Here is a 15,961-nt window from a genome sequence, read left to right as displayed (position 1 = left end):
TCTCCTTACCAGTAGGCCGGGCGGTAGCGCACGGTCGCGGTCGCGGCGGGGTCGCCGGCCGCGGCACGGAATTGCAGCTGCGAGGGGCCCGGCGGAAGCGTCCATGTCTGCTCGGGGACCGAGCGCGAGGTCGCGGTGTAGATCCGCGAGGCGGTCGCGTTGAGGGTGACCGTCCCCGCCGCGGTGTCGACGGCGAGCACGTCCTCGGCGGCGAGCGGGATGTCGTATTCGAGTACGTCGCCCGTGTCCACGTTGGTGATCGAGGGCCGTTCCACCGGGCCCCGGAACTCGATCAGGGGATGGGTCGCGGCGTCGCCGGCGTTGACGACCGACAACGTGCCTGTGCTGCCGGGGGTGCCGAAGTCGAGCGGCCACGACAGGCCGCCGGACGGCGAGCCGATCAGCAGCGACGACGTGCCGATCGGAACCGGCGCGGCGAGGGCGTTCGGGAGGAGTACGACCGGCTGTGCCCATGCGGCCCCGGCGGGCGCGGGCGCGGCGAACGTGCCGTCGCCCTGGTCGCCGGTCGAGTCCGCGAGGTACGCGCCGGACGCGTCCCACCATCGGAGGATGATCGTCGCGCCCTGGGAGGCGGCGAGCGCCGACATGAACGCGACCTCGGCGCCGACGGACACCGGCCACCCGTAGTCGCTCGACTCGGCCGACCAGACCAGTTCCGTGCCGGGTGTCATCGGGCGCACGCTCACTGTGCCCGTGCCGTCGCCGGCGATGACCGGGTCGCCGTCCGACCACCAACGCCAGAGTTCGCCGACGCCGGCGGCCTGGTCGGCGTCGAGGGCCTGCTCGGGGTCGGTGTCCCACATCAGGCCGCTTTCCGGCGCGGGCAGGGTCGCGGGGGTGACCTGCTCGACCAGGCCGTACCGGCGCGGGTCGGTCGCGACGAACTCAAGGGCGCCGCCCGTGATCGTGCCGAGGCGGTAGCCGAGGGTCGCCGGTATCGCCCGGCGGGTCGCGCGCGCCCACGCGAGCAGGGGCCCGCGCTCGTCGAGCCATGCGACGAGAGGTAGTTCGTCCTCGACCGGCACCGTGCCCCGGTTGAGGGCGGCGACGACCGCGCCGACGGACGCCCGCGGGGCCCGGATGACCAACCCGTCGAGGCCGATCGTCCGGGCCTGTGCGAGCAGGCCGCCGGGGAACGCGCCGTGCGCGTCGCTGCGCGGCACGGTCCCGGAGTCGAGCGGTGGCAGTTCCTCCCACCCCGTGATGCCGCGCCACCGGTACGCGGTGCCCGCGCCGAGCAGCAGGTCGCCGTACTGCACCTGTCCGGGCCGGGTGACCTGGTCGCCGACAGCCATCGTCACCCCCTCGCCTTGGCCAGCCACGCGAGCGCGCGGGCGTTGTCATCGGGCGACCCGTTTTCGGCGGCGTGCCAGTGCTCGACGTGCACGGTCGCGCCGGACGACGCCGAGGCGGCGAACGGGTTCCCGTATGCGCCCGCGCCCGCGAGGGCGGGCGAGAGCGACGGAACGGCGGGCGGGGTCACCAGGTTGCGCATGGTGCGATCGAGTGCGCCCGCGCCGCCCTCGATGCCCTTGACCAGGCCGGCGGGAATCCACCGGCCGACCTGTCGGGCCATGACCTTGGACGGCGACGCGATGCCGAGGGCTTTCGCAATCGGGCCGGGGATCATGTTCTTCGCGAAGCTGATCAACTGCGACTTGAGCCAACTGCCCATGGACTTCACGCCGGACAGCAGGCCGCGCACGATGTCTTTGCCCTTGTCGACCAGCAGCGAGCCGAGGTTCCCGATCGCCGAGGAGATCCGGCCGGGCAGTCCCTTGACCCACGCGATTGCCTCGCCCGCCTTGGAAACGACCGAGTCTTTGAACCGGCCGAGGGCGGCCCGCGCGCGTTCCGCGAGCTGACCGGCGAGCGGGGCGAGGGCGTTGTACGCGCGGCCGGGCAGGCCCTTGATCCAGTCGACGGCGGTCGATATGCCCCTGCCGACGAACTCGCCGATCTTGGTCGCGGCCTGGCCGATCAGCTTTCCCGCGTTGGATACGGCCGTCTTGGCCAGCTCCCACGCCTGGCCGAAGTCGCCCGACAGCAGCGCGACGATGGCGCCGATGATCGGTACGACCACCTGCTCGATCACGGCGGCGAGGCCGTTCGCGAGGATGCCCGCGAGCTGTCCCACCAGGCCGATCAACGGCTCGATGATCGGCATCAAGGCGTTGAGGGCGCCGATCAGCAGCTCGCCGATGGCGGGCAGCAGCGGGGCGAGGGCGACCAGGATTTGCCCGAACGCCTCGCCGATCGTGGCGAGGGCGGGCGACAGGGCGACGATCAGTCGCGCCAGGATCGGCAGGACCGTTTCCGCAAGATCGCCGAGGACGGTCGCGAACGGGGCGACCAGGCCCGGCAGTTGCGCGAGGATCGGGCGCAGCGCGCCGGCGAGGGCGTTCGCCAGCAGCAGGACGACCGGCGCGGCCTGGGCGATTACGTCCCCGATCGCCGTCAGCAGCGGCGTAAGGGCGGGGAGCAGGGACGCGATCAGCTGCCCGACTATGGGCAGCACCGGCGACAGGGCGTCGATCAGGACGCCGAACGCGTCAGCCGCGGCGGCGAGGACCGGGCCGAGCGCATCGACGATCGGCTGTAGGCCGTCGCCCAGTGCCTTGACCAGCCGCGCGAGCGGCGGGCCGAGGGAGGCGAGCGCGGGGCCGAGCGCGCCCGCGAGGGATTCGACCAGGGGGCCGAGCGCGCCCGCGAGGGCGGACAGGACCGGCCCGCCCGCCTCGGCGAGGGCGCCGATCAGGCCGCCGAGCGCGGGCAGGATCTCGCCCACCGCGCCGAGCAGGCCGCCCAGTCCCTCGGCCGCGCCGCCGGCGCCGGCCGCGACGCCCTCGAAGAATCCGCCGAGGCCGTCGCCGACCGCGCCGAGGCCGGTCGACAGTGCGTCGATGACCGGGCCGGCGGCCTCGACGGCGGCGACCAGGCCGGGCATGGCGCCCTTGGCCAGTGCGCCGATGCCGGCGACCAGCGGCTCGACCAGCGGGGCGACGCCCTCGAACAGGGCGCCGATCTGCGGGGCGAGGTCGTCGAAGATGCCGCCCAGCTGGTCAGCAGCGGCAACGAAGGGCTTGACCAGGGGCTCGGCAAGCTCCTGCATTTTGCCCTTGACGTGCTCGGACAGGTCGGTAAAAGCTCCTTTGACCTGCGCGTTTTCGGCGAGCACCTTCGCGCCGAGGCCGATCACGGCGAGCGGGACCGCGGCGAGCGCGCCCGCCGCGACCACGGCGCCGCCGGCGAGCAGCTTCGTGCTTGTCGCCGCCGCGCCGATCAGGGGGCCGATACCGGCGAGGCCGCGCCCCGCTTCCTCGGCGCCCCCGCCGATGCCGTCGCCGAGCGCGCCGCCCATCTCCGCGCCGGCCGCGACGAACCGGCCGCGGAGATCCCGCAACCGGCCGTCCGCGTCCCGCTGGAGACCGGCGAGAGCGGCCTCGGTCCGGTCGACGCCCCGCTGTGCCCCGGAGTCGTCGAGGTCGATGTATCCGACCAGTTCGCCGATGGTGAGGGACAAGGTTCACCCCCCGCCGCGCGCGCCGCGCGCTATTCAGTTGTTGTGCTGATCACCGCCCGGTGAGCCGGGCGATTTCGTCGGGGTCCGACACCACGCGGGGCGTGCTGCGCCACGCGTGCGCGAACCGGGACTCGGAGGGAAGGCCCGACAGGCGGACCAGGAACGCGCGCGTGGACAGGCGCGCGATGTCCTCGGCCGACAGGCCGTAGGTCTGGGCGAGGTCGGACTCGACCGCGCCCCAGTTGGTCAGGACCGCTTGCCAGAACTCCGCGGCTTGGCCTTGGCCCTGGGCTTGGCCTTGGCCTTGGGCTTGGCCGGGGCCCGCCGCGGCGCCGCTTTTCCCTTGGCGGCCTCGCGCTCGTCGTACAGCTGCGCGGCGCGCTCCATGGACACGACGCCCGCCTCGGCCACGTTGGCGGTCGCCCACAGCAGGACGATGCCGAGGTGACGGTCGGACATGCCCGCCTCGGTCCAGTGGTCGACCGCGTCGGGGCCGAACATCGAGCCGAGCAGCCGGCGGATGTCCTCGGGCCGGGCGGAGTTCTGCACGCGGTGCAGCTGGAGAGTGAACAGGGCGGGCAGGGTCGGGGGCAGGGTGTACGTGCGCCCGTACAGCTTGAGCGGGTGCCCCTTGGGCTCGGGCTCGGCCTGCTCGGCGAAAAACGCGTCGAAGTCGGCGACCTCGACCTCGACCTCGGTCGGCTCGATCGGCTGCTCGGTCACGGGGTCGTCACCACCTCGGCGACGCTCGGGGCGCCGCAGCGGGTGAACGTCGCGCCCCAACTGGTCTTGGCGTTGGTCTCGCCGCCCTGCTCGCCGGGCGTGACGGTGCACTCCCACACGGTCCATTCGTCCTGCGACACGTGCCGGTAGCGCATGGTCCCGCGCGACTCCTCGCCGAACCGGTACGTCCACACCTTGTCGATGTAGTCCTGTCCGGGGTCGCGGGTGCCGGACGTGGCCGCGTACAGGCCGCTGACCTCGATCGTTGCCCCGCGCTGCATCACGTCTTGCTCGAAATATCCGTCGCTGTCGAACGTGGTCGTGTCGGCGGTCTCTTCGGATTCGCCCGGATTGTGGGTCCAGCTGGTGAGGTTGCCGAGGCGTACGAACGTGTCCGGCGTCGCCGTCTCGATCTCGAACTCCCAGCCGCGGGCGTCGATGGGCCGTCCCATGTGGGGGCCTCCTATTCGGTGCGGTTGTCAGTGGGGGCCGACACGTCAAGGTCGAAATTGACGACGTGCTCGTGTCGGCTGGAGGAATCGGGGCCCATCGGGGCCGGGGTGGCTCGCGCGGCGGCGAGCACAAGCCACGTGCCGTCGTCGAGGGCGACGCCGGCGAGGCCGTGCAAGGCGCTGTAGATCGCCCAGCAGCGGCGGCGCGATACGCGCGGGTCGGGCCCGCCGCGCACGCGCACCTGTAGGCGTGGGGTGTCGTAGGCGTTGCGGGTGTCGGGGGCCTCGCCGTCGTACAGCCACAGGGCGACCGCGGCATCGGGGGCGGGCGGCATCGTCTCGATGAACAGGTCGCCGCTCGTCCCGTCCGGGTCGTAGGCGACCAGGCCGCGGGCGTCGAGCAGACGGGCGATGCCGTCGAGCGGGTCGAGGTCAGCCACGGAGCGACCTCCGCAGCTGCGCCGCGATGATCTCGGCGACCGCGTCGGCCTGCTCCGTGAGGGGGCGTTCGAGGTACTTCGCCGTCCGGCCCGGATCGTGCCGGTAGTTCAGCTCCTCGTGTTGCCGGACCGCGTACACGGTGTCGTAGGACACGGCGGCCGTGAGGCGGGTCTCGTCGACCGTGGCGACCCCGGAGCGTTCGAGGGTGGCCTCTTCGATCGGGACGACCTTCCGTGACTCGGTGAGGACGTGCTCGGCGGCGATCCGCAGACCTCGCACGGCCCCGGTGCGGGTGCCGCGCATGGCGGCGTCCCCGTTCCATCTGAGGCGGGAACGCTGGGTCATTCGGCGCTCACCTCCGTGCACTGCGGTACCGGCAGGCCCGGCGCGGTGTGGTGGGCGACGGCTATCGCCTTGGTGATCCGGCCGTCGGGGAGGGTGATCCGCGACTCGGCCGGGCAGTCGAGTCCGGGCTCGGCGATGATCTGCGCGGTGCTCGTGACCTGTCGGCCCTCGCGGTCGCGTACGAGCCGGATCGTTTCTCCGACCAGGGCGGGCACGTCCTCGACCGGCGGCCCGTACTTCTGCCCGTACGCGCTGTCGCCGAGGTACGGCTCGACCTTGATCCGGTGGCGCAGCAGGTACCGGGGGACCCTCACCAGATCACCCCCGGCAGCAGTCCCGCGCGCGTGAGGGCGCGGTGTGCGCGCGGCGCGAGGTCCACGTCGCCGGCGGCCTGGGGGCCGTCGCGGCGGTCGCCGAGCGAGACAGGGCCGATGGAGACGCTTCCCCACCGGCCCGCCGCGCCCGTGCCGTCGTCGCCCGTGGCGACCTGGTACTCGCACTGGGCGCACACGGCGTCGGCGAGGACGCCCGCGACGGCCGGATCGGTCGGCAGGCCGGTGGCGTCGACCTCGTACACGCTGGTGAGTAGGGCGTCGTCGATGTCCTCGGACGCCCGCGCGAGCAGCCGCTCGGCGCCCGGCGGGGCCGGGGTGCCGGTCCACGCGGCCAGTTGCTCGGGGGTGGCGTAGACGCGGCCCACCGGTCACCCCCCGTCGGTCGTGCCCTGCTCGGCCTTGCGGCGGGCGGTCGGGCGCGGCTTGCGCTTGGGTGCCTCGACCGGCTCGGTCGCGATACCGGGCGCGACGGACTCGCGCCCGTGCGGGTTGGCCTCGCCGGCGCCGGACGGTGCGCCCGTGTCGCTCGGCAGGGGGTCGACCGCGGCATCGCGCAGCGCGGTGCCGACCTGCTCGACCTCGACCTCGCGCGGGTCGGCCGGCTCGGGCGGCTCGGGCGGGGCCGGCGCCGTCTTGTCGACGCCGTACCCCCGGCGGCGCGCGTACGCGATGACCGCCGGGTCGTCCGTGGTGGCCGCGCCGTTCCGGAACCGGAGACCGGCGGGGCCGTCGCCTGTGAACCCCTCAACGGGGCTGTGAAGGGTGGCCATGGGTCACGCCACCTTCACGCCGCGCAGAACCGCGGCGGCCTTGGTCGCCTTGAGCGCGACGCCCACCGGCCCCATTTCGACTTCACCGGTCTTGACGGCGCCCGCGCTGGAGAAGTCCGGGAGCCACTGACGGACCAGGGCGCCCCCGGTGGTGCTGATGCCGTGGAAACCGTCGAGGCCGATCCGCACGGCGTAGATGTCGGTCGTACCGGCGGTGGTGTCGGTCGGGATCACGGGGTCGTTGCTGCCCGCCCTCGCGCCGAGGTCGACCAGCGGCACGCCGCGCCACGTGGTGATGGTGCGGCCGAACGCGTCGATGCTGCCCAGCTGCGACACGAAGTCGCCGATGGTCTCCAGTGCCGCGAGGGCGTCCGCGTTCATCAGGAGAGCGGACGGGGCGCCGTCCAGCTTGGCGTACAGCCGGCGAAGGTGCTTGAGCGCGGCAATGCCGGTCACCTGCGAGTTGACGGCCGACCAGTCGTAGCCGGTCGCGGTGCCGAGGTTGAGTTCGGTCGTCGAGCCGGCGAGGGCCTTGTCGAGGCCGTCGAAGCTGTCGGCGTCGACCGCCGAATCGCCGTTGATCACGGCGTCGGAAAACGTCGCGTTCGCCGCCTTGATCTTCTGCGACATCTGGAGGCTGACCTCACCGGACGCGGCCGGCCCCATGTTCGCGAGGACGCGGTCGATCTGGAACGCGCCGCCCAGAACCTTGAGATCCGTGGTGTACCGCTGGCGCGTCACCTCGGTCTTGTCGTACTCGCTGTTGATCGCGCGGAAACCGGCGGTCGGCTGCGTGATCAGTCGGGTGTACCCGTAGGTGAGCGTCGCGCCGCCCCCCGCCGGGTTGACCACGTCGTCGAACGGCAGATTGTCGAGCAGCCACGACGACTTGCGGAACTCGTCGATTACCTGGAGGTCGACGTCATCCTGTGTGTTGAGCTTCGCCTGAGCGAGGGTCACGGCCATGTGCGGTTACTCCTGGGGTCTCAGCCGCCCAGACGGGCGGCGATTGCGTCGGTGAGGGTGGCGGGCTTCCGGTCGCCGGTCGGGGCGCCCTGGAACTCGGCGCCGCCGCGGGCCGGCCCGGCGGGCGCGGCGCGGTAGAGGTCGGGGTCGGTGGCGACCTCGTCCGTGATCGCCTTGCGCAGCTGCTCGGCGAACCCCTCGGCGTTGGGGTCGAGGGCGGCGAGCTTGTCCACGAAGGAACGGGAATTGAGCAGGCGCGAGGCGTTGGCGCCCTCGGTCCCGGCGGCGCGGTACGCGGCGAGTTCGGAGCGGGCGGCGCGCAGCTGTCCGGAGAGGTCGGCGACCTGCCCGGTCAGCTTCGCGGGGTCCGGCGGGCCGTCGTCCTGGACCAGGCCGAGGGCCTTCCCGATCTGCTGGGCGATCTCGGTCCGGGCGTCGTCGGCGGCCTTCTGCTTCGCCGTGATGCGGCCCTTACCGGCCTCGGCGCGGGCGTCGCTGAGTGCCTTCTGTGCCCACGCGGGGAGGGTTGTTTCGTCGCCCTCGGCCGGCTGCTGCTGCGGCGGCGCGGCGGGCTTCTGCTGGGTCGGGTCCTGCCCGCCCGGCTCGCCCGTCGGGTCGCCCTGCTGGCCGGTGCCGGTACCGCCGGCACCCTGTCCGCCCTCGCCGCCCCCCGCGCCCCCGCCGTCGGCGTACAGGACCGGAGAGAACGGGTTGAGCGGGTACGGGTGGGACCAGCCGGCGCCGTCGAGGCGGCGGCGGGCGAGGGTGCGCGTGTTCATGGGGTGCACTCCTGGTGCGTCGGGCCCGCTCCTGGCGGGCGCGTTCGGACATGCGAAAGGGGCCCGCACCAGGCGGGCCCCTCGGTCGTGCTGTCAGTGGTGTGTGCTACTCGGTACGGGCGCTCTCGCGCGCGCGGCGGGCGGGCGCGTAGCCCTTGACCCACGCCGTACGGAGGATCGAGTCACGCGGATACGGGCAGGGTGGCGACTCCTGGTCGCTCTCGCCCGCCGTCCGGCCCTTGAGGATCGCCTCGGCGATCTCCTCGCGCGTGCCCACGCTGCCCCCTTACCGTCGCTGCTGTTCCTTGGACTCATTGAACTTGGCGGCGGTCGCCCAGCGCTGGGGTTTGCCGGTTGCCTGCTCGACAAACTCGGCTTGCGTCATGCGCCCGTTGGCGGCCCACCACTCCTTAAGTTCGTCGCTCGCGTTGGCGTACGCAATGCGGGCGGGCCCGCGGAACAGTGATTGCGGCGACCAGCCGGCGGCCTGCCCCTTCTTGCTGAGCAAGTAGCCGTTGCAGTCCTCTTCCGCCTTGAGGAACTGGAGATACACGTACTCGTCGAACAGCTCCCGTGCCTGGCGGCGGGTGATCTGCGGCTCGTCGTCGTGGTCCTGGTCCGCCGCGGTGTCGCCCTGGTCGTCGCCCACGGCGGCGGCCCACACGGCATCGTCGGCGAGGGCGCCCCACCCGTCGGGATTGGGGGCGGGGGCGAGGGCGTCGGCGAGGGCGTTCCGGTCGGCGAGCAGGTCCTCGACCGCGTCGTCGGTGTTCGCCGGCTGCGGCATGTCGACGGCGTCGCGGCGGTCCATCTCGGCCGCGATCCTGAGTAGTTCCTCGTTGGTCGCGTACGACATGCACCAGGCGAGTTCGTCGTCGGACACGTCGGACAGGTTGCCGAGCAGCTGCCCGCCGGGGAACAGCCGGCCGAGCAGGTCCCGGCGGCCGGCCTCGGCCGCGATCAGGGCGAGGGTGTCCGGGTCGGCGCCCCGCGCGCGGGCGGCGAGGTCGTGGTCGGACAGACCGACCAGGTCGGGGGACACGCCCGGCAGGCGGCCCGCGAGGTCGCGCCGGTCCATCTCGGCCATGACGCGCAGTGCGTCGCCGTCGTCGAGGTGGGGGAAGGCGCGGGCGAGTTCCTGGTCGCCGAAACCGGTCAGGTCGTCGGCGAGGGTGCCGCCCGGCGCGATGCGGCCGAGCAGGTCGTCGAGGTCGCGGCGGTCGGCCTCGGCCTCGATCCTCGCGCGGGCGCGGTCGTCGAGCAGGTTCGAGCGCATGGCGGCGGCGAGCTGGTCGTCGCTCATCTCGCGTACGGCCTGGTTGTCGCCCGACCACACGCGCGCGGCGTCGACCTGCTCGGGCGTGGGCGGGCCGGGCGGCTTGGGTGCTCCCGGCTTGCGGGGGCGCTGCTCGGGCGGAAGGTTCGAGGCGCCCGGCTGCTCGCGCTTGGGGTTGCGCCGTAGGCCGGGGTGCGCGGCGAGGTGGTCGCGCATGGCGCCCTGCCACTGCCGGACCTTGAGCCGTGCGGCGCGCTGCGCCTCGGGCGTGACGGCGGCGGCCTCGCGCTTCTTGTGCTTCCTGATGTTGCGCTCGATCGCCCGCTGTCGCTGTCCCTGCTCGTACCCGGCGGGGTCGCTCTCGGCCTGCTCGATCGTTGTCAGACCTGGGGTGTAGGCGCTGACGGAGTGCCTACAGTTCGGGTGTTGGAATCCGGCGAGGCGTGCCTCGTCGAGCGTCCCGGCGACCCGTACGGGGATCATGCGGCCGTCCTCGGTCGCGTGCTCGACCTCGACCGTGCGCTCGCCGGTCGGGCCGTCGATGGCCAGTACGCGGCCCTCCCACGGGCGGCAGAGCGGGCACTCGCGCGGTGCGTCGGACACGTACACCAGGTCGATACCGGCGTCGGACAGGGTGCGCATGTGCGCTTCCGTCGCGGCGCGGGCAACGCTGGTGCGTACGGCCATTTCCGCGTAGCTGGTCAGCTGCCATCGGCGGCCGGCGCGGTCGACGAACGACCGTATGCCCTCGTCGGCAAACCGGCGCATGGCGTCCTGGGTGGCCTGCCGGCGGGTGCCGGTGCCCAGTAGGGGCGTGGCGGTGACCTCGGCGACGATCGCCCGGAAGCGGTCGACCACGGCGCGCAGAATCGAGCGGTGGGTCGAGGTGACCAGGTCGACGGTTTCCTGTGCGAGCCGGTCGACGGCCTGTGCGTTCGGGGTCACGTCGTCGACCAGGGCGCGGGCGTCGTCGGACAGTGCGCCGATCTCGGCGACCGCGGCGCGGTGTCCCTCGTTGTACGCCTCGGCGACCGCGTCGAAAACCTCAAGGGTCACGGCCTTGCCCAGCTCATCGACGACGCTCTGTGAGGCGCGGCGTAGCTGCTGGACGGCGGCGAGTTTGCGCTCGGCCCACCCTGGGGCGTCGAGGCCGGCGGCGAGCTGCCGGGCGACGATGCCGAGTAGGCGTTCCTCGGCGCCCGCGTACAGGTCGCGGGTGCGCTCGGCGAGGGGTTCGACCATGCCCGGATGGATGGGCACCGGCTCACCCCCCGTCGGTCACGCGGCCATGGGGAAGGTGCCGACGGGGTCCGGCGCGGCTGCTCCGGTCTCGGCGAGGATCGCCGCTACCTCGGCCTTTACCGCGGTGTCGTCCCATGTCGGGTTGAGGATCTTCACCTTCGTTGCGGTCGACACGGCGCCCGCGCGGGCGAGCAGGTCGAGCGTGGTCGCGGTCTCCTGCTCGCTCTCGGCGACGCCGTCGCCGAACTCGACCCGCGGGCGCTCGGGCTTGATCTTGCTCCCGAACAGGCTCGCGTCGAGCTGCAACATGACGTGGGTCATGTCCGCGACGGCGTGTTTCCAGTAACCGGCCTTCTTACGGCGGGTGACCATGCTCCGTTGGTCGCGGCTGCCGACTTCGGTCGCGGTGACCGGCTGTCCCTCGCCGTCGAGGCCGAACGACTGGGGCGAGTAGCCGGCGGCCTGGGCGGCCTGTCGCATGATCGCTTCCGCCGTCCCGCGGTGCTCCTCGACCCTGATATCGAACTGATTCAGCGTGATGCCCGCGCCCTCGTTAGGCGGCATTGAGAGGCTGTGCCAGACCTCGCGATCATCGTCGAACGACGCCCCGCGGCCGGGCCCCTCGTTGCGCATGTATCCGTCCGGGATGATCAGCCGCGCGCGGGCGAGGCGGATGTCGCGCATCCACGATGTCCACACTTCGTCGAGGCCGTCGAACATGTCGTAGATCGGCGCGGCGTAGTCGCTGCGTCCGATCGGGCTCCCTCGGTGCAGCCGGTTGGGCAGCATGTTGGGCACGTACGCGGCGGTCAGGTCCCGGATGCCGGTCGCGATGCTGTCGCCCTCGCCGTCGAGGTCGAGGGAGTCGACCAGGTCGGCCGTGTCGGGGTGCTCGGTGAGCGGCACCCGGCGGCCGACGCGGTCGCCGCTCCCCTCGTACAGGGCGTGCACGATGCGGCCCGGTTCGTGGCGCTCGAAATGGCGCCACACGGTCGACTCGGTCGAGCCGTCCAGCTCGCGCCAGAAGTTCACCGCGCGCAGCATCCCGAAACGGAACTCGGGTACGGCGCCGTCGGGCTGCATGACGGTGAGCAGCGGGCGCGCGGCTAGGTCGCGGTCCCACGCCACCCGGAGGAACACCCCACTGAGGGCGGCGGCCTGCTCGGCGGCGCCGAGGAACACCTGTTGCGCGCGGCCCTCGTCGAGCAGCACGTCGAGGCGGTCCTGTGTGGTCGTGTCCTCGACCTTGATCGCCGGCATGTCGGCGAACAGCAAGTCGGCGGAGGTCGACGCGATGTCGCCGGCGAGGGGGACGTGTAGGCGGTTGTCGCGCCGGTCGGGCCGGTTCTCGAACGTCTTCCGCCCCCACAGGCGACGGCGCTCGGTCGGCCGCTTGTGGTTGCCGTAGACGCGCGCGAGGCGCTGCCGGTCACCGGAGTACCACGCGTCATCGACGCGCATCGCGTCGTACAGCGGGGCCCACGCCGCGGGCGGCCACGCTGCGCCCTGGTCAGGGAGTGCCATCGTCGCCCCCTTCGTCGGTGCCGGCCTCGATCGCGTCGGCGGCGTCGCGGAACATCGCGGAGAGGGCGGGGCGCAGCTGCTCGCCGGGGGCGAGGGTGAGTTCGCCTACCTCGACGGTGTGCTCGCCGACGGAGAAACGTACGGGCAGGGTGAACGATGCGGTCATGGGGCGGCGGCCTCCCTGGGCGCGGTGAGCAGGTGCCGCCACTCGTGCGCCGTCGAGTGGACGGCGTAGCGCAGTGCGTCGGCTGAGTGGTCGTCGATCTTGAGTGGGGCGTCTTCTCCGCGTGCGGTGGCCTTGGGGTCCCAGCTGTAGCCGGGCAGTTCGCCGAGCAGTCCCTCGCACGACTCGTGCACGAGTAGCCGGTCGGCGGCGAGCAGGCTCGACACGGACCGGATGCCGTCGGCGACCTCGTTCGAGGCGCGCGCGAGGCCGGGGTGTCCGTCCTGCCACATCTGCGTAGAGAAAGAGGCGGCGCTCGGGTCGATGAACGTCCACTCGGGGACGATGTCGAGGCCGTCGAGCCATGCGCGTACGGCGCTGCTGTATTGGGCGTCGGTCATGCTGCGGTGCGCGGCGCGGGAGTCGTGCCGCCACTCGGCCGCGGCGTACAGCCGGCCGTCGACACCCTCGCCGAGCAGGATCGCCGAGAACGGGTTCGTGGTGCCGTAGTCGACGCCACACCAGTACCGGCGCATGTCCGGCAGCTGGGTGACGACGTGGCGACCCTCGTCCCACATGTCGTAGATCGCGCCCTCGGCGACGACCCACGCCCCGTCGATCATCCGGCGGCGCCACAGGCCGACGTACTCGGCGGCGAGGCTCGCGACGTACTCGGCACTCAGCGACGGGTTGTCGGACAGCTTGAAGTGCCATTGCGCGAGGTTGAGTTCGGCGGCGCGGTCGAGATAGCCGGTCTTGAGCCAGTGCCTCGGGCTGTCCGGGTTGGTGGTCAGGTACAGGCGCGCGCCCGGTACGGAGAGGCGTGCAAGCAGCTGCGTGAAAAACCCCTCGGGCAAGAGAGTTCCCTCATCGGCGTACGCGATTTGGGCGGTGAGGCCACGTAGGCGGCCCTCGGCCCGTGCGTCCGCGGCGCCGATCAGGTGGACCGTGCGGCCGAGGATCGTCGCCGTGGTCGCCCCGCGGGTGTGCACGATGTGCCGGGAGAGGGGCCCGAACAGCGCAGCGTCTTGCAGCGGTTCGAGGCAGTTCCGTTCGATCGTCTGTAGCGATCGACCACAGATGATGATCAGGCCGGACGGGCCCGCGGTGGCGACGGCGATCACGAACGCCAGCAACGACGCAATGGTCTTCCCGGACCGGACCGACCCGTGCCAGATGTTGATACGGCGGGTGGCCTGTCCGATGCTGCGCAGCTGCTTGCGGGAGAGGGGCAGACGGTCGAGGTCGAGCACCGGCTCACCCCCCGTCGGCGCCCCCGTCGTCGGCGTCGTCGCCGGCCGCGCGCGTCAAGGCGTCGCCGAGGGCTCCCAACATGCTCTTGACCTGCTCGACGCCCTCGCCGCCCTCGACCGGGGCCAACTTGAGCGACTTCTCGATCGCCGTTCCGGTCGCCGCGAGGATCGCGCGCTGATCTTGAAAGGTGGGCCGGTCGAGGCGGGTGTCGTTCCAGACGTTGTCTTTCCCGCCGAACGCCCCCACGGTGCACGGCTCCCACAGCTGCGCCCGCAGCTGCTCGGCGTCGTCTTGCAGGGTGAGGGCGAGGGCGGCCCGCCGTGACGCGAGGTCGGCCCGCCGTACCTCGGTGGCGACGGCGACCTCGGCGGCCCGGTCGAACACGAGCGGGGGGTCGAACGCTGCGGCGATCTTGGACACGGTCGAGGGTGAGCGGCGGATCGCCTTCGCGATGTGGTTCCGGCTCTTGCCCTGGGCGTGGAGGGTGCGCACCTGCTCGCGGTCGTTGTCGTCGATGGGTCGACCCACGCGCGGTCACCCCCTTGCCCGGACATGCGAACGCCCCGCGGCTGGTGGGGAGCGGCGGGGCGTTCGGGGGATGGGCGTCCGTTTCCGGGCACGCCGAAGACAGCGCCAACTTTAGGTCACAAACGGATAACGGCGCAAGCGGGAACGATCACGCGCGCGGGGCGGCCCGCGACCGGTCGGCGCGGCTGCTGCTGACGGCGGCGCCCCACCTGCCGACGATCGGGCGGGCGGGGCGCTGCGCTGCTGCTGGCGCGTCGGCTACGCGCGGGCGAACGTGCGGTCGCCCTGCTGCTGGAACGGCGGCCGTGTCGGCTGCTGCTGCCGACGGGCGTCATCAGGGCTGGTAGGGCTGCTGCTCGGCGTCCACGTGGGGCCCTCGTGCGTGACGGTCGGAAGGACCGGCGGGCCGGGCACGGGGGGCGCCTCGACGAACTTGTACGCCTTGAGCGTCGGCGCGGTGCCGACGGGCGTCGACCCGTGGTGCCACGCGGTCCGGTACATGTCGGCAACGATGCCGACGGCCGTCCGCATGGCGGTCGTCAGGTCGTCGCCCGTCTGCATGAGTACGGCGAGGTCGCGCGCGAACTGCTCGTCGAGGCGGACGGTCGGCCGGGTGCCGGCGATCGGCCGGGCACGGCGCTGGGTACGCTGCTGGGTAGCCATCGGGTGGGGTCGCTCCTTCTTCGGTGGTCAGGGCCCGCCCATACGGTCTGTGAGGGACCGGGCGGGCCCGTCTGCGTTCTGGGTTACTGAGAGTCGGGCATACGGTCGCGGTTCGTGTGCATGGCCTCGGCGAGGTGCGGGCCCTCGCTCTCGCCGAATCGCCATACCCGCACGCGCACGGTGTCGGTGGGCAGACCCTCGCGGGCCGTGGCAAGAATCCGGCGGGCGAGGTCGGTCGGCTCCTCTGCCGTGGCGATGCTCTCCTCGGACAGACCTCGCCACTCGGTCCCGTCGTGCCGTTCGACGGTTACGAATGCGTCCCACTGGCCGGCGAGCGGCATCTCGGCGCGGCGCTGCTTCTCCTCGCGGAGGAACTGAGCGATCCGGCTCGCGGTGTATCCGGTCTCGTTGGCGATTCGGTCGGGGCTCATGCCGTCCTTGCGGGCGGCGAGAGCGATACGGCCCATGGCCTCGGCGACAGCGGCGGCGGCGGTGCGCAGTGCCTTGACGTCGGCGAGGTCGAAATCTTCCGCGAGGTTGTCGAGGAACCGTTCGAGGTCGGCCGGCTCGCTGGTGTTGGCGCGGGCCTGGTCGTACTGCTCGGCGAGGTCGTGAACGTCCGCGAACGGGTCGAGGTCGTACGGGTTCGTGTCACCCTCGCGGGCGCGCTCGGCGGCCGTCTCGCGCTCGAACTCGTTGAACAGGGTCACCATTTGCGTGAACAGGGCACCGGCCGCGGTGTTCGTCGGTACGCCTCGGCGGTTCAGGTCGTCGGCGATCCGCTCGAACGTGCCACGTCGGCGGAGCGTGTAGCCGTGGGCGGCGGCCGTGCCCTCGACGGCGGCCTCTTGCCCGGCGGGCGTCGTCGGGAACTTCGACGCGTCGGCGCGGGTGTACTCGGCGGCGGGCTCGACGCCCTGCTCGTCGCCGTGCGGCTGGTCGGTGCTCATCTCAGG

At 72.5% G+C, this 15,961-nt stretch carries 19 protein-coding genes; all 19 read right to left on the bottom strand.

The genetic code is table 11. The features are described from left to right. Positions 1 to 5 precede the first annotated feature (5 nt). The 19 genes from ACFYYF_RS15785 to ACFYYF_RS15695 all read right to left on the bottom strand — a co-directional run bounded on the left by ACFYYF_RS15785 (position 6) and on the right by ACFYYF_RS15695 (position 15,955). Positions 6 to 1,316, bottom strand: coding sequence for a phage distal tail protein (locus ACFYYF_RS15785; RefSeq protein WP_388775880.1), 1,311 nt, complete (start codon positions 1,314 to 1,316; stop codon positions 6 to 8). Between the two features lie 2 nt (positions 1,317 to 1,318). Beyond that, positions 1,319 to 3,544 (bottom strand): hypothetical protein, encoded by a 2,226-nt coding sequence (locus ACFYYF_RS15780; protein ID WP_388775877.1) that lies wholly within the window; start codon positions 3,542 to 3,544, stop codon positions 1,319 to 1,321. Positions 3,545 to 3,790: 246 nt separating this feature from the next. After that, positions 3,791 to 4,267 (bottom strand): hypothetical protein, encoded by a 477-nt coding sequence (locus tag ACFYYF_RS15775; RefSeq protein WP_388775875.1) that lies wholly within the window; start codon positions 4,265 to 4,267, stop codon positions 3,791 to 3,793. Beyond that, on the bottom strand, positions 4,264 to 4,719 hold the full coding sequence (locus ACFYYF_RS15770) for a phage tail tube protein (RefSeq protein ID WP_388775872.1): 456 nt from the start codon (positions 4,717 to 4,719) through the stop codon (positions 4,264 to 4,266). The genes ACFYYF_RS15775 and ACFYYF_RS15770 overlap by 4 nt, the downstream gene beginning before the upstream one ends. Positions 4,720 to 4,730: 11 nt before the next feature. After that, on the bottom strand, positions 4,731 to 5,159 hold the full coding sequence (locus tag ACFYYF_RS15765) for a minor capsid protein (RefSeq protein ID WP_388775868.1): 429 nt from the start codon (positions 5,157 to 5,159) through the stop codon (positions 4,731 to 4,733). Continuing rightward, positions 5,152 to 5,505 carry a hypothetical protein gene (locus ACFYYF_RS15760; protein WP_388775865.1) on the bottom strand — a complete coding sequence of 118 codons (354 nt, stop codon included), beginning with the start codon at positions 5,503 to 5,505 and terminating at the stop codon, positions 5,152 to 5,154. The genes ACFYYF_RS15765 and ACFYYF_RS15760 overlap by 8 nt, the downstream gene beginning before the upstream one ends. Further along, positions 5,502 to 5,819 (bottom strand): hypothetical protein, encoded by a 318-nt coding sequence (locus tag ACFYYF_RS15755; RefSeq protein WP_388775862.1) that lies wholly within the window; start codon positions 5,817 to 5,819, stop codon positions 5,502 to 5,504. Before ACFYYF_RS15755 ends, ACFYYF_RS15760 begins: the two co-directional genes overlap by 4 nt. After that, positions 5,816 to 6,205, bottom strand: coding sequence for a hypothetical protein (locus ACFYYF_RS15750; protein WP_388775859.1), 390 nt, complete (start codon positions 6,203 to 6,205; stop codon positions 5,816 to 5,818). Before ACFYYF_RS15750 ends, ACFYYF_RS15755 begins: the two co-directional genes overlap by 4 nt. A gap of 3 nt (positions 6,206 to 6,208) precedes the next feature. Beyond that, positions 6,209 to 6,610, bottom strand: a complete 402-nt coding sequence (locus ACFYYF_RS15745; RefSeq protein ID WP_388775856.1) for a hypothetical protein — start codon at positions 6,608 to 6,610, stop codon at positions 6,209 to 6,211. Between the two features lie 3 nt (positions 6,611 to 6,613). Beyond that, the gene (locus ACFYYF_RS15740) at positions 6,614 to 7,576 is read right to left on the bottom strand and encodes a major capsid protein (RefSeq protein ID WP_388775854.1); all 963 of its coding nucleotides are present in this window, start codon (positions 7,574 to 7,576) and stop codon (positions 6,614 to 6,616) included. Between the two features lie 20 nt (positions 7,577 to 7,596). Continuing rightward, positions 7,597 to 8,355 (bottom strand): hypothetical protein, encoded by a 759-nt coding sequence (locus tag ACFYYF_RS15735; protein ID WP_388775851.1) that lies wholly within the window; start codon positions 8,353 to 8,355, stop codon positions 7,597 to 7,599. 106 nt (positions 8,356 to 8,461) lie between these two features. Continuing rightward, positions 8,462 to 8,632: an Rmf/CrpP fold protein gene (locus ACFYYF_RS15730; RefSeq protein ID WP_365531502.1), complete on the bottom strand. Its 171-nt coding sequence runs from the start codon at positions 8,630 to 8,632 to the stop codon at positions 8,462 to 8,464. A 9-nt stretch (positions 8,633 to 8,641) separates the two neighbouring features. After that, positions 8,642 to 10,873 (bottom strand): phage minor capsid protein, encoded by a 2,232-nt coding sequence (locus tag ACFYYF_RS15725; protein ID WP_388776739.1) that lies wholly within the window; start codon positions 10,871 to 10,873, stop codon positions 8,642 to 8,644. Positions 10,874 to 10,909: 36 nt separating this feature from the next. Further along, a complete protein-coding gene (locus tag ACFYYF_RS15720; protein WP_388775848.1) occupies positions 10,910 to 12,397 on the bottom strand; it encodes a phage portal protein in 1,488 nt (495 codons plus the stop codon). Then, positions 12,384 to 12,563 carry a hypothetical protein gene (locus ACFYYF_RS15715; protein ID WP_388775845.1) on the bottom strand — a complete coding sequence of 60 codons (180 nt, stop codon included), beginning with the start codon at positions 12,561 to 12,563 and terminating at the stop codon, positions 12,384 to 12,386. Before ACFYYF_RS15715 ends, ACFYYF_RS15720 begins: the two co-directional genes overlap by 14 nt. Beyond that, positions 12,560 to 13,813 carry a PBSX family phage terminase large subunit gene (locus ACFYYF_RS15710; protein ID WP_388775842.1) on the bottom strand — a complete coding sequence of 418 codons (1,254 nt, stop codon included), beginning with the start codon at positions 13,811 to 13,813 and terminating at the stop codon, positions 12,560 to 12,562. The genes ACFYYF_RS15715 and ACFYYF_RS15710 overlap by 4 nt, the downstream gene beginning before the upstream one ends. A 4-nt stretch (positions 13,814 to 13,817) precedes the next feature. Next, positions 13,818 to 14,342: a helix-turn-helix domain-containing protein gene (locus ACFYYF_RS15705; protein WP_388775840.1), complete on the bottom strand. Its 525-nt coding sequence runs from the start codon at positions 14,340 to 14,342 to the stop codon at positions 13,818 to 13,820. 258 nt (positions 14,343 to 14,600) lie between these two features. Next, positions 14,601 to 15,005, bottom strand: a complete 405-nt coding sequence (locus tag ACFYYF_RS15700; RefSeq protein WP_388775838.1) for a hypothetical protein — start codon at positions 15,003 to 15,005, stop codon at positions 14,601 to 14,603. Positions 15,006 to 15,088: 83 nt separating this feature from the next. Beyond that, a complete protein-coding gene (locus tag ACFYYF_RS15695; protein WP_388775834.1) occupies positions 15,089 to 15,955 on the bottom strand; it encodes a hypothetical protein in 867 nt (288 codons plus the stop codon). Positions 15,956 to 15,961: the final 6 nt, after the last annotated feature.

Source organism: Streptomyces sp. NPDC001914 (assembly GCF_042891215.1).
Lineage (GTDB): Bacteria > Actinomycetota > Actinomycetes > Streptomycetales > Streptomycetaceae > Streptomyces.
This window is presented reverse-complemented; position numbering and strand designations above follow the sequence as displayed.